General features: G+C 38.8%; 13 protein-coding genes and 1 pseudogene. 4 read left to right on the top strand and 10 right to left on the bottom strand.

Annotation, left to right across the window (positions count from 1 at the left end):
• The first annotated feature begins 5 nt into the window (after window positions 1-5).
• Window positions 6-530: a VrrA/YqfQ family protein gene (gene vrrA / locus AC0VXV_RS06120; RefSeq protein WP_475530758.1), complete on the top strand. Its 525-nt coding sequence runs from the start codon at window positions 6-8 to the stop codon at window positions 528-530.
• Between the two features lie 143 nt (window positions 531-673).
• Here vrrA and AC0VXV_RS06115 read toward each other — a convergent pair.
• Together AC0VXV_RS06115 and AC0VXV_RS06110 are read right to left on the bottom strand one after the other, a co-directional pair.
• Window positions 674-1,310: pseudogene (locus AC0VXV_RS06115) on the bottom strand (SDR family oxidoreductase).
• A gap of 118 nt (window positions 1,311-1,428) precedes the next feature.
• Window positions 1,429-1,707: a YuzB family protein gene (locus tag AC0VXV_RS06110; protein ID WP_475530757.1), complete on the bottom strand. Its 279-nt coding sequence runs from the start codon at window positions 1,705-1,707 to the stop codon at window positions 1,429-1,431.
• A gap of 196 nt (window positions 1,708-1,903) precedes the next feature.
• On the opposite strand from AC0VXV_RS06110, the gene AC0VXV_RS06105 reads away from it, so the two are divergent.
• On the top strand, window positions 1,904-2,872 hold the full coding sequence (locus tag AC0VXV_RS06105) for a 4-hydroxy-3-methylbut-2-enyl diphosphate reductase (protein ID WP_079525644.1): 969 nt from the start codon (window positions 1,904-1,906) through the stop codon (window positions 2,870-2,872).
• A 63-nt stretch (window positions 2,873-2,935) separates the two neighbouring features.
• Here AC0VXV_RS06105 and AC0VXV_RS06100 read toward each other — a convergent pair whose 3' ends face one another.
• Window positions 2,936-3,640, bottom strand: a complete 705-nt coding sequence (locus AC0VXV_RS06100) for a response regulator (RefSeq protein WP_475530756.1) — start codon at window positions 3,638-3,640, stop codon at window positions 2,936-2,938.
• Between the two features lie 15 nt (window positions 3,641-3,655).
• Window positions 3,656-5,254 carry an ATP-binding protein gene (locus AC0VXV_RS06095; protein WP_475530755.1) on the bottom strand — a complete coding sequence of 533 codons (1,599 nt, stop codon included), beginning with the start codon at window positions 5,252-5,254 and terminating at the stop codon, window positions 3,656-3,658.
• A gap of 99 nt (window positions 5,255-5,353) precedes the next feature.
• On the opposite strand from AC0VXV_RS06095, the gene AC0VXV_RS06090 reads away from it, so the two are divergent.
• Both AC0VXV_RS06090 and dctA read left to right on the top strand, forming a co-directional pair.
• Window positions 5,354-6,409 carry a DctP family TRAP transporter solute-binding subunit gene (locus AC0VXV_RS06090; protein ID WP_475530754.1) on the top strand — a complete coding sequence of 352 codons (1,056 nt, stop codon included), beginning with the start codon at window positions 5,354-5,356 and terminating at the stop codon, window positions 6,407-6,409.
• 253 nt (window positions 6,410-6,662) lie between these two features.
• Window positions 6,663-7,916: a C4-dicarboxylate transporter DctA gene (gene dctA / locus AC0VXV_RS06085; RefSeq protein ID WP_475530753.1), complete on the top strand. Its 1,254-nt coding sequence runs from the start codon at window positions 6,663-6,665 to the stop codon at window positions 7,914-7,916.
• An 83-nt stretch (window positions 7,917-7,999) separates the two neighbouring features.
• On the opposite strand, the gene AC0VXV_RS06080 is transcribed toward dctA, so the two are convergent.
• The 6 genes from AC0VXV_RS06080 to rpoD all read right to left on the bottom strand — a co-directional run bounded on the left by AC0VXV_RS06080 (window position 8,000) and on the right by rpoD (window position 13,606).
• On the bottom strand, window positions 8,000-9,121 hold the full coding sequence (locus tag AC0VXV_RS06080; RefSeq protein ID WP_475530752.1) for a Nif3-like dinuclear metal center hexameric protein: 1,122 nt from the start codon (window positions 9,119-9,121) through the stop codon (window positions 8,000-8,002).
• Window positions 9,118-9,813 (bottom strand): tRNA (adenine(22)-N(1))-methyltransferase, encoded by a 696-nt coding sequence (locus tag AC0VXV_RS06075; RefSeq protein WP_475530751.1) that lies wholly within the window; start codon window positions 9,811-9,813, stop codon window positions 9,118-9,120. Before AC0VXV_RS06075 ends, AC0VXV_RS06080 begins: the two co-directional genes overlap by 4 nt.
• A 126-nt stretch (window positions 9,814-9,939) precedes the next feature.
• Entirely contained in the window at window positions 9,940-10,278 is a 339-nt protein-coding gene (locus AC0VXV_RS06070) for a c-type cytochrome (RefSeq protein WP_079525633.1), read from the bottom strand.
• Between the two features lie 149 nt (window positions 10,279-10,427).
• Window positions 10,428-11,564: an acyl-CoA dehydrogenase family protein gene (locus tag AC0VXV_RS06065; protein ID WP_475530750.1), complete on the bottom strand. Its 1,137-nt coding sequence runs from the start codon at window positions 11,562-11,564 to the stop codon at window positions 10,428-10,430.
• A gap of 188 nt (window positions 11,565-11,752) precedes the next feature.
• Window positions 11,753-12,307 (bottom strand): hypothetical protein, encoded by a 555-nt coding sequence (locus AC0VXV_RS06060; protein ID WP_475530749.1) that lies wholly within the window; start codon window positions 12,305-12,307, stop codon window positions 11,753-11,755.
• A gap of 171 nt (window positions 12,308-12,478) precedes the next feature.
• On the bottom strand, window positions 12,479-13,606 hold the full coding sequence (gene rpoD / locus AC0VXV_RS06055; protein WP_079525625.1) for an RNA polymerase sigma factor RpoD: 1,128 nt from the start codon (window positions 13,604-13,606) through the stop codon (window positions 12,479-12,481).
• Window positions 13,607-13,613 lie beyond the last annotated feature (7 nt).

Here is a 13,613-nt window from a genome sequence, read left to right as displayed (position 1 = left end):
TTAATATGCGCCCACCTTATTATTTTCAACCTCAAGCAATGATGAATCAAATGCCGGTTCCACCACGCTTTCCAATGTATGCACCATACATGATGAGAGGTCCGGCACCAGGGGCAGGCACGTTTCCTGGAGCAGGTTCGTTTTCTGGTGCTGGCCAGTTTATGAACCAAATGCCAGTTCCGCCCCAAGCACCTGTGCAAGGTGCTGCAGGTGTACCAAAACTTGAAGGATTTTTATCAGGAGCAAACTCTTTATTTAATAATGCCCAAAAATTCACGCCTTATATTCAGCAGGCAGCCCCAATGTTTAAAAATCTGCCTGCTTTATGGCGTTTATACAAAGGATTTAAAGATACATCGGACCCGCTAGAGTCTTCTACTGTTTCGATGCCGCAAGAACAAGAACGACCAAGAGAAAGAATGAGAGAAAGAATGAATCCACGAGGCAACCGGCGAGAACAAGAGCCAGTTGAAGAGAGAATTACAACAAAACCATCATTGCCGAAAATATTTCAGCCGCCTTTTGAATAATAACACCATAAAAAGCTACCCCATGCAAATGAGTACAGATTCGTCATCTCTAATACGAATCGTCTCTTATGCAAATGGAGTAGCTTTCTATTTGTTGACCGTGTATGCTTACCGATCAGATCAATTCATTCCTTAACTGTCTTTTATGAAATCATAATGCTGCCGCCATTCACATGGATGCATTGGCCGGTAATATATGTTCCGTCTTGGGATGCTAGCAGCACATATGCCCCAGCAAGCTCACTTGGCTGACCTGGACGTTTTAAAGGTGTTTCTGTACCGAATTCTGCTACTTGATCCGCATCGAATGTAGAAGGAATTAACGGTGTCCAAATCGGTCCTGGTGCGACCATATTCATACGGATACCCTGATCGGCTACGTTTTGAGCTAAACTTCTGACAAAGCCTACAATGGCCCCTTTCGTTGATGTATAATCAATTAAAATCGAATGGCCCCGGTAGGCATTGACAGATGTTGTACATATAATGGAATCTCCTTGTCCCAAATGCGGAACGGCTTCCTTGCATAAATAGAAAATACCATCCATATTTGTACGGAATGTCTTGTCCCATTGTTCGACCGTAATATCTAAAAATGAATCAACAGGATATTCCTGAATCGCCACCTGTAATAATTGCTACTTTTCCTTTTAACTTATCGCTTCCCGTATATTCATAAGGCTGTGTTGGTAATGGATTCATTTTACTTTCGATTCCGGGTTGTGATGGCTGAGTTTGTGCGGGTGTACCGTCAACTTGTTTATTTTCAACGTTTGTCATGAAAGAAACACTCCTCTATTGAAATTTTGTTATAAAGTTTTATTGAAAAGTTTTCAATTGTTCCGTTCACGTAAAACTCTTTTTCAACGTATGTAATGTTTTTCCCCGGAAAGTCTTTTTAAAACAAGACAGAATTTTCTTCCAGCTCATTTTCAACAAATTGTAATAGTTTATCCGTATTTTCCGCTTTAATAAGTTCACCATTTACAATCGCAAATAAATGACATTCACAAATCTCACAGTTTGATGTACAGCCGGATTCCGTTATTTCTATATCTTCGCGCTCCAGCAGCACATCATATACATCCGCTGCGCCGAGCGATAAATTTGTTATGCAAAACTCCACCTGATTTTTTAACGCTACCGTTTTATTCCTCCTAAAAAAAGAAAACGCCATCCCATTTCCCCACTTTACGTTTTATTTATTTCTATTATTATAGCAAACGTTCGCAAAATTCTGTACTTGCGCTCTCGTTTCGATATATACTGTCATTTCCTTCGAATTTAATGGAGATTTCAGTAAGCGAACTTTGAATAAAGCATACACGTCCTATATAATGAAATTACAGGGCTTTGAAAGGAGTTACGTATAAATGAAAGTTGTAAAAATTAATCCGCGTGGATACTGCTATGGGGTAGTAGACGCTATGGTCATTGCACGCAATGCCGCACTTGATCCGACATTACCAAGACCAATCTACATTTTAGGTATGATTGTACACAATAAACATGTTACAGATGCTTTTGAACAAGATGGCATCATTACGCTTGATGGCGAAAACCGCAAAGAAATAATCGAACAGGTAGAGCAAGGCACAGTGATTTTCACAGCACACGGTGTATCGCCTGAAATTCGTGAAATCGCAAAACGTAAAGGACTCGTATCAATTGATGCGACTTGCCCGGATGTTACGGTAACACATGACTTAATCCGCGAAAAAACAGCAGAGGGCTACGATATTATTTATATCGGTAAAAAGGGACATCCTGAACCAGAAGGCGCAATCGGTGTTGCACCGGATCACGTTCACTTAGTTCAATCGATGAAAGATATCGATAACCTTTCTTTTGAAAACGAAAAGATTCTCGTAACAAACCAAACGACGATGAGTCAATGGGATGTTGCTTTCCTGATGGATAGTTTAAAAGAAAAATTCCCGCATGTTGAAGTGCATAAAGAAATTTGCCTTGCGACACAAGTTCGTCAAGAAGCCGTTGCTGAACAGGCCGGTGCTTCCGACTTATTAATCGTAGTCGGCGATCCAAAATCGAACAACTCGAACCGTTTAACACAAGTATCGGTAGAAATTGCCGGAACACCATCTTACCGCATCTCTGATATTTCAGAGCTGCAAATTGAATGGCTTGAAAACGTTGAAACTGTAGCAGTAACTGCAGGTGCTTCAACACCGACACCTATCGTTAAGGAAGTCATTTCATTCCTGGAAAAGTTTGATAAAAACGATCCTGCAACACATGAAATCGTACGTTCCGTAACATTGGATAAAATTTTACCGAAAATTAAAGCACCTAAACCTGTTGAAAAAATTATGCCTTACTAACCGAAAAAATCATCATTTCCACTAGGGGAATGATGATTTTTTTTTAATAAATTACGGGCTTACCTATTCCTTAATAAAATATTGATTGATCGGTCTCCCGACACTGCCATATTGGATATCTACTCGAATCAAATGATTTTTCTCCATAAAATCTAAATAGCGCCTTGCTGTTACACGAGCTACACCGATGCCTGTTGCAACATCATCTGCTGAGGCACCGCCTGAAGACTGTTTTAGAAAGACCAATACTTTATCCATTGTGGCGCGATTAAAGCCTTTAGGAAGCTCTTGAGCCATCGTATGGGGTGGGTTTTGACCTTCCTTTTGGACTTTCACTTGACCGATTATTTCATCTAACTCTGCCTGGGTTACATCTCCAGCAGCATGCATTTTTTCTTTAAATTGACGATAATGAATTAACGTTTGCTCGATCCGTTCAAATGTAAATGGCTTCATAATATAATCAAAAACACCTAAATGCAATATTTGCTGAATTGTTTGAACATCATTTGCCGCTGTTACCGAAATACAATCTACATTTATATTTTGCTGACGAATTTGGCGCAATGTTTCAATTCCATCTTGCTCCGGCATAAATATATCCATTACAACTAAATCCGGCATTAGATCTAATATTTTTTCAATTCCTTTGATTCCGTTTGATGCCATATCGATAACTTTAAATCCTTCCACCCGTTCGATAAATTGACGATTTACTTCACGCACCATAGGATCATCTTCTACTAATAATACTTGAATGGTCTTCACTAGAAAGCCCCTTTCTTAATACTCGAATGTCAGGATGAATGTAGTGCCTTTATTTACTTCACTCGATATTTCAATTGTGCCATTCCCTTTTTTCACAATCTCATTTACCAAATATAAACCAATGCCCCTGTTTTCATTGTCCTTTGTTGAAAATCCGCTTTCGAAAATCTGTTCCAAATTTTCTTCTGAAATTCCGATACCATTATCTGTAACCATAATTGCCAGTATACCATCGTTATCATCAATGGAAATTAATACTTCTTTATGACTTCGTTCTACCACCGTAAGCGCATCAAAAGCATTCTCGATTAAATTACCGAATAACAATACAAAATCATGATGATCCAACAGTTCCGGAAACCTTGTCAGCTGGCTCTCCTCATCAATCGTCACTTCAATTCCGAGTTCATTTCCCCGACTTATTTTACTAAGCAATAGGCCTGATATATTTTCATTATAAATACGCTCATTCAAAAATTTCGTCACTTGCTCATGCTGCATTTTCACCTGAGATAAGTAATCTAGCGCCTGCTTATTATGACCAAGCTGCAAAAGTCCTGCGATTGTATGTAGCTTATTTTTATACTCATGTGTTTGAATACGTAAAGCTTGTACAAATGCTTTGACGCCTGTTAATTCTTCGGCAAGTTGTTTAAACTCCGTTAAATCCTTAAAAACGGCTACCGCACCGACTGTTTTTCCTTTTACAAAAATCGGGATACGATTACTTAAAATACTGTGATTATTCACGTAAATTTCTTGGTTATATACAGCAAGCCCACTCTCGACAATTTCTGGTAACCTTGTATCAGGCAGTACATCAAAAATATTCTTTCCAATATATTTTTCAGGATTACCACCTACACCTAAAATACGGCCTGCCTTTTGATTGAAAATCGTAATCACCATATTGTTATCTACTGCAATAATTCCTTCATGCATTGCATTAAACGTTTCAGTCCGCTCGACATACACTTTGGCAATTTCAATAGGTTCCAGTCCGAACATTTGACGCTTTATATGCCGCCCTAATAAATGTGCACCCCAAATACTAAAAAGGAATGACAACAACACAGCCAAAATAATTTCGTTTGTATTTTCAGCAAGAATATTCCAAAATGTTGGCAGTGCAAATCCTACGACAACAACCCCAACCTGTTTTTTTTGCTCGTTTAATATGGGTACAAATGCCCGAATTGTCTTGCCTTGTTCTCCAATTGCTTTAGAAATATAATAATTTTCATTAAATGCAGCATGCATATCCGATGAGTTACTTTTTTTACCTAGTTGGTTCGGAGATGGATGCGATAATTTTATACGATCCATATTCATGACAACGATATATTCCGCTTTATTAATAATTTTGATATCGTGAACAATTTGGGTAATCTTCGTTTGTGCTAATTGTAAATCCTGCTCTTCAAGCTGCTTTTGAATTTCCGGCAAATCCGAAATGGTCCGGGCAATTAACATAGCACGGCTACCTACCGTTTCTTCATGTTCCCGTGTTAGATTGCTTAATAATAATATTCCTGCTACGAAAAAGGAGAAAGCAATAATGAAAAAGGTAAGCAGTACAATTTTTCCGTTCATTGTTAATTGTTTAATTTTCATTTTGTCCCTCCTTTTTTGCTATATAATATAACAAACTTCGAAGTGTGTGGAGATTTTCTACAACATTCAAAAAATTTCATTGTAAATGAGGGAATCCTATTGCGCCTTTATATTATAACCGCTATCGTTGCTGCTTTACTGTTAATCATTACTATCTCAACCCGTTTCGACGTTTGGAATACAAAAGACTTTCCTTACGACGACGAGCAAGTTGGGCTTGATGACCAAATTGTAATTAACTTTAGTCACGTTGTAGCTGAAAATACACCAAAAGGGCTTGCAGTTAATAAGTTTGCCGAACTAGTTAAAGAAAAATCAGATGGCGAAATCATTGTGCAAACTTATCCTAACGGCATTTTATACAATGACGAAAACGAATTAGCCGCCTTACAAAAAGGTGATATTCAAATGATTGCACCTACGATTTCAAAAATCACGGAAGCACTTCCAACATGGCAAGTTCTTGACCTGCCGTTTATTTTTGAAAATGACGAACAAGTATATGAAATACTGCACGGCGATCTTAGTGATTCCTTACTGCAAGAGCTGGACAGCATTAATGTACATGGTTTGACATTCTGGCATAACGGCTTTAAACAGATGGCTTCCAATACAATACCGCTCCTTGAGGTTGATCAGTTTAAAGATCTCAAAATCCGTATCATGCCAAGTGATATACTAAAAGAACAGTATTTATTATTAAAAGCAAAGCCGATTTTAAAAACTTTCAATGATTTATACATTGCGATTCAAAATAACGAAATAATTGCCCAGGAAAATACACTTTCAAATTTATATTCAAAGGGCTATTATTCAATGCAACCGAATATTACCTTATCGAATCACGGCATACTTGCCTACAGTGTAATGATGAACGCCGATTTTTGGAACTCGCTTTCTGATGGCCATCAAAAAATAATTCAAGATTCACTTGATGAAATGCAGCGCTGGCAGCATGATCAAGCAGTCGCTTTGAATGCAGAAAACTACCAGCAGCTTAAAGAAGACGAGAATGTTCAGTTTTACACTATTTCAGATCAGCAACGTAAACAATGGATGGAAGCATTACAGCCCATCTATAACTCCTATGAAAAATTAAGTAATAAGGATTTCTTAACACAGCTTCGTAAAGAAATTCAAGATAATAACAATTGAACAAAATAAACAATATTCGACTACTTATGAAAATAAGTAGTTTTTCTTTTTGTTATAGTACAAAAACTTCAATCATTACAACAGTATTATAACAAAGCAACCCCTTGCTATATCAAGGTTTCATATCATTGCAGTAAAAATAGACCAAAATGAACGATATGTTTTTTATCAACAAAATAAATATTCCGAATAATCCTACGTTATTATTGCAAATGTAAACGTTACCAAAGATAAATCAGAGGGGGAAGCAAAATTGAAATTACTAAAAAATCTAACAGTCCAAGTAATTATCGCCATCATTCTTGGCGTTATCGTCGGTGCATTTTGGCCAGAGTTCGGCGCAAGCCTTAAAATTTTAGCTGACTTATTTATTAAATTAATTAAAATGTTAATCGCTCCAATTATCTTCTTAACGGTTGTTATTGGTATTGGTGGCATGGGCGATATGAAAAAGGTTGGTAAAATCGGTGGTAAGGCATTACTTTACTTCGAAATTGTATCAACAATCGCTCTTGCAATTGGTATTATGGTAGCTGTTGTCATAAATGCAGGTGCTGGAATCGATACATCTAAAGCTGGAGAAACGGATATTTCGAAATATACAACTGCTGCTGAAGAAAATAGTGAAGCTGGTTTAAGCGGGTTCATTTACGATATTATTCCTGAAAACTTTGTCGGTGCATTAGCTGAAGGTGCTTTACTTCCTACTTTATTTGCTGCTGTACTATTCGGTATTGCTACAGCATCTTTAGGTGAAAAAACGCGTCCTGTCATAACATTTTTTGAACAAGTATCTGAAATTTTCTTCAAAATTGTTGGGATTGTAATGAAATTCTCGCCTATCGGTGCGTTCGGTGCTATGGCTTACACAATTGGTAATTTCGGTTTAGGTTCTTTAAAATCCCTTGGTCTTTTAATGGCCGCAGTATATATTACAATGTTCCTGTTTGTTGTAGTCGTGCTAGGCTTAATTGCGAAATACTTTAACTTCAACATTTTCCGCTTCATTGCCTATATTAAAGAAGAAATTTTTATCGTAATCGGTACATCTTCTTCCGAATCGGCTTTACCAGCGATGATGCGAAAGTTAGAAAACTACGGTTGCGGAAAGCAAGTAGTAGGATTAGTTGTACCTACAGGGTATTCCTTTAACTTGGACGGAACTTCTATTTACTTATCGATGGCCGCATTATTCATCGCACAGGCATATGGTGTTGATCTATCTTGGTTAGAAATTATCACACTTCTTGGGGTATTAATGATTACTTCAAAAGGGGCTGCCGGTGTAACAGGTTCAGGGTTCATTACATTAGCTGCAACATTAGCAGCATTCCCGATGGTACCACTTGAAGGAATTGCATTATTAATCGGGGTTGACCGCTTCATGTCTGAAGCTCGTGCAGTAACTAACATTATTGGTAATGGTGTGGCATGTGTCGTAGTGGCAAAATCCGAAGATGACTTTGACGAGGAAATGGCTGCAAAGGCGATTCCTGTACGTAACTAGAAATTTCAATAATAAGACGAAAACTCTTAAGTAAAAGCCCATTTTTCTCTCACTCGAGAAAAATGGGCTTTTTGATTTTCATATTAAATGAACTGGAACGGTTCTGTATTGATTTTTGACTGGATAAATTTAACTGGTAATTTTTGATCCGCACATAAAGAAGTCATTTTTTCTGCAACGCCTTTAATCATGACCTTTTCAACATGATGACCCGGATCAATAATGCTTAAGCCATCCACTTCTGCATCCTGTGCCATATGGAAGCCGATATCTCCTGTTACAAATACATCCGCTCCTGCATATTTTGCAGTGCGAATATATTTATTGCCGTCTCCTCCGACAACTGCAACCTTCTGGACAATACGATCCAAAGGTCCAACCGCACGCAGACAAGGCACGTCCAGCTGCACTTTCACGAACTCCGCAAATTCCCGTAATGTCATCGGCTCTTTTAACTTACCGATTCGGCCAAGTCCTTGTTCATTCGTGTCAACATCCATTGTAAACAGATCATATGCAGGCTCTTCATACGGATGGTTGTTTAGCATAGCCTTTAGTATTTTATTTTTCATCGTTTGCGGGAACACGACTTCCACCTTTTCCTCTTCCTCGATGTGAAGCTCACCGATCTCCCCTACAGCCGGATCTGCTCCTTCTGTGGCACGGAAACGGCCTTTACCTTGCAATGTATAGCTGCACGCCTCATAGTGGCCTAAACGACCTGCTCCGGCTTTAGCAAGTACCTCACGCAAAGCATCTGAATCATCGACTGGAACGAATACTGCTAGCTTCATCATTTTTTCTTCGAAGGTAACCTCCAGAATTTTACGCTCTTCCAGTTTTAGTGCATCTGCCAGTAAATCATTGACTCCACCCGGTGCTACGTCGAGATTCGTGTGCGCTGCATATACTGCAATATCATTTTTCAGGCATTTTTCATACAGTGCCCCTTTTGGATTATCTGTACGCAAGTTCGAAAGCTTCATGAAGATCGGCGGATGGTGTGCAATAATAAGCTCACAGCCGTTGTCGATCGCCTCATCAATGACTTCGTTTGTCACGTCCAGTGTGACAAGCACTTTTGTAACTGGCTTATTTAACGTACCAATGGCCAATCCGATCGGGTCATTCGGCATGCATGCATATTTTTTAGGTGACCATGATTCAAATAGTTGGATAATCTCGTTGCCATTTACGGATTTCACGCAATCGCCTCCTGTACCATTTTAATGTAATGTGTAAGTTGTTCATACTTTTCCTGATTTTCAGGTGTTTTTTCCGCTTCTGAAATCGCTTGTTGAACACGCTGCCAATTTAAGATTTCACGTGACCATTTTTCAATGAAAACAGGTACTTTCGTTTCCACCAGCTTTGGCCCAAGCAGGGTTTGCGCTTCGTTTAATTTCATTTCCCCGCGCTGTAATACAAGGACCTCATAAATTTTACCGTCCTCTTCTAAAATGACCTCATCCTGGATTGCCCAGCCATTTGCCATTGCCCATTCACGGATCGCTTTTGCATGAATATTCGGCTGTAAAATTAAACGAGTTACCGTTTTTAAAACTTCTGGATGCTTTTCTAAAATGGACACAATTAATGGTCCGCCCATCCCTGCAATCGTAACAGCTGTAATTTCATCCGCTTCCTCAACAGCAGCCAGTCCATCTGCCATGCGTACTGTAATTTTATCTGTTAAGCCTTCAGTGCGAACTTGTTTTACGGCTGATTCATAAGGGCCTTTTACAACCTCGCCCGCTACTGCACGCGCAGCAATTCCTTTATGCACTAAATAACACGGTAAATAGGCATGGTCACTTCCGATATCTGCTACAATTGCTCCTGTCGGGACAAATGAAGCGACCGTTTCAAGTCGTTTTGAAAGTTTTTGTGCGTTCATATTTATATATCCTCTTTTCTATATCACAAACTACCCCTATTATATAGAACTTTTACATAAACGTCTCTTTCCAGAATACAAAAAAGTGCAGAACAGGATCACCCCATTTCTACACTTGGCTACTCATTATAAACCTGAAATATATTCAGCTACAGCATCTGCTTCCGCTTCATTTTTAAGAATTGGTGGCATAGCGCCGTTTTCCGAACCATTTAATGCGTAATCTTTTATATGCTCAGCATCTAATCCAACGATTGAAGGACCTCCACCACCAGTTAAATCACCACCGTGGCACGAAATACAGTTCTTTTGAGCAATATCTTCACCATTTAATTCAGCAGTTTCCCCTGAATGTTCGCCGTCCGCACTGTTTTTATCTGCTGCACCCTCAAATGACATGAAGAAAATTAGTCCGATACCGAATGCCATGATAAGTACGTAAGGAATAAGTGGATTGTTTCTCATTGCGTTCCCCTCCCTCATTAAATATTCTATTTCAAGCTAGACTTTTGCCTAGTAAACAATTTAATTGTACTTGATTCTATAGAAAACTGAAAGACTTTACGAACAAGTTTTACTAGCTTTGTAACAATTTTACCAATTTTCAATTTCTATCATAATATATGTCTTGCAATTACCATTTTCTGTACTTCAGACGTTCCTTCACCGATTTCCAAAAGCTTTGCATCACGTAAGAAGCGCTCTACTTCATACTCTTTCATATAGCCGTAACCGCCATGAATTTGAATTGCTTCATCGCAAACTTCCATCGCCATCTCAGAAGCATAGTATTTTGCGATAGCAGCCTCTTTTCCGAATGAACGTCCCTGATCTTTCAGCCATGCCGCTTTATATACAAATGTCCGCGCTAATTGTATTTTTACCTCCATATCAGCCAATTTAAACTGCGTTGCCTGAAATTCCGCCAGCGCCTTTCCGAATTGCTTGCGTTCTTTTGCATATTGAACCGCTTTATTTAATGCGCCCTGTGCGATTCCAACAGCCATTGCCGCAATACCGATCCGCCCGCCGTCCAACGTCGTTAAAAACTGTTTAAAACCATTTCCTCGGACCCCAAGCAAGTTCTCTTCCGGCACCTGGACATTTTCTAAAATCAATTCTGTTGTATTCGAAGCATTCAAGCCCATCTTTTCGTATTCCGACTTGATCGTAAATCCTTTTGCATCAGTAGGGACAATAATGGCGCTAATTTCTTTTTTGTTTCCATCCCGTTCTGTAATTGCTGTTAACGCTAAATGTTTGGCATAACTTGCATTTGTAATAAAAACTTTAGACCCGTTAATGACAAATTCTCCATTTTCCAACACAGCGGTAGTTTCTGTACCACCTGCATCAGAACCTGCATTAGGCTCTGTTAAACCGAATGCACCGAATGATTCCCCCGCACAAATCGGTGTTAAGTATTTTTCCTTCTGCACTTCCGTACCGAATAAATAGAGTGGCGCACCGCCTAATGAAATATGAGCCGAATATGTAATACCTGTCGAAGCACATGTACGGCTCAACTCTTCGGTAACGATCGCAAAGCTGATTGTATCTGCACCCGCTCCGCCATATTGTTCAGGAAACGGCAGACCCATAATTCCCATATTGGAAAGTTCTTTAAAAATTTCTAATGGGAAGGCTTTTGTTTTATCACGCTCGACTGCTCCTGGTGCCACTACTTCATCCGAAAACTCACGTATCATCTTTTGTAACATCGCCTGCTCTGTTGTTAAATCAAAATGCATACCATTCATCCTCTCAGCCTATTTCATTTCAATTCTATTGTAATCTAAAAATATGTATTTTTACAGAAAATATATGCATTTTACAGAGTATTTTGTAAAATAAACATAAAAAAGCTATGCATAAAAGTTCCGAGACTTCCGCATAGCTTCAAAGAATAGTATAAGGTATATGTATTATTTTTAGTTTTCTATAGAAAATAAACCCATGCACTAATGATGGCAATTAACCCAAGAATGCCTGAAATCGTAAAATAAATAATCTTCAGCATGATGCCGCTTAACAGCCAAAATAGACAGTTTACAGTAAGGATGATATAAAGTATTTCATTGTTGCCGGCGAAATACGTTGTACTTACTTTCAAAGTAACACCTAAAATGGATAAAGCGGTCGCCAGCTGCAGCATCACTGCCATTAGATGATTTCTTTTTGCAAAATAGATAGCCCCGATCAGAGAACCTGCTGCGAATAAAGCGGCAACTGCAATGACAACCCATTCGAACTGCATTGTAAACAGCAGCAGCAAAATAACAATTGCACTAATCGGGAAGAACAAGGATACATTGCGATTTCTGCGTTTTTCGACATTTATGACGGCATTTTTTGATTTTCCTGCAATCTCTTCTTGATGTTTTCCCTCCGAATAAAGGGTCATCAAAAAATCGCAATAATGTTCCGGTAACATTTTGTTTTGTTTCCAGAACGTAATTTCATTCATAATAATTTGTTTTTTAGGATTTGACATCGTTTCGCTCCAAATCTGTATTTATATGCTCTATCATATTGTAAATAATTCCTGAATGAACAACAACGGTAAAAAGCAACACCATTATTCTTGGAAAATAGTAATTACCTGCTATAGTTACACAAAAAAAGATGAAGAGTAAAATACTCCTTCATCTTTTCCCTGTTTAGCTTATTCTAAGAAATCTTTTAAGCGTTTTGAGCGAGATGGATGACGCAGTTTACGTAATGCTTTCGCCTCGATTTGACGAATACGTTCACGTGTAACGCCAAACACTTTACCTACTTCTTCTAAAGTGCGCGTACGGCCATCATCTAAACCGAATCGTAAACGCAATACGTTTTCTTCACGGTCTGTTAATGTATCCAGCACGTCTTCTAACTGCTCCTTCAATAACTCATATGCTGCATGATCAGAAGGAGATTGTGCTTCCGAGTCTTCAATGAAATCACCTAAATGTGAATCGTCTTCTTCCCCAATTGGTGTTTCCAACGATACAGGCTCTTGGGCAATTTTAAGAATTTCACGAACTTTTTCAGGTGTTAAATCCATTTCCTCACCAATTTCCTCTGGAGAAGGTTCACGGCCTAAATCCTGAAGAAGCTGACGTTGTACACGGATTAATTTGTTGATTGTTTCAACCATGTGTACCGGAATACGGATTGTACGTGCCTGGTCGGCAATCGCACGTGTAATCGCCTGACGAATCCACCAAGTTGCATAAGTCGAGAACTTGAACCCTTTACGGTGGTCAAATTTTTCAACCGCTTTAATCAGACCCATATTACCTTCCTGAATAAGGTCCAGGAACAGCATTCCACGGCCTACATAGCGTTTTGCAATCGAAACTACAAGACGTAAATTTGCTTCGGCCAGACGTTTACGTGCTTCTTCGTCACCTTGTTCGATACGTTCCGCTAGACGGATTTCCTGATCAGCAGAAAGTAAATCCACACGTCCGATTTCTTTTAAATACATACGTACCGGGTCATTAATTTTAACGCCAGGAGGAACACTTAAATCATTCAAGTCGAAAGCTTCTTCGCTTGATTCTTGCTTAGATAGCGCTTCTTCTTCAAATTCTTCTTTTCCTTCAACTGTTATATCATTTTTTTCGATTTCATCGGCAAAGTTGAAAATCTCTTCATTCTCCAGTTCAAAAAATGCTAATGTTTCAGAGATTTCCTTCATTGACATTTCGCCAACCTGTTTTGCTTTAGCTAAAAGTTGCTTTTTTACCTGCTCTAATGAAACCCCGTTTACTACCGTATCTTTTGAATGTTTTGACTTGTCCGCCATAAACCTT

The organism is Solibacillus sp. iso_87 (assembly GCF_056173085.1).
This window is presented reverse-complemented; position numbering and strand designations above follow the sequence as displayed.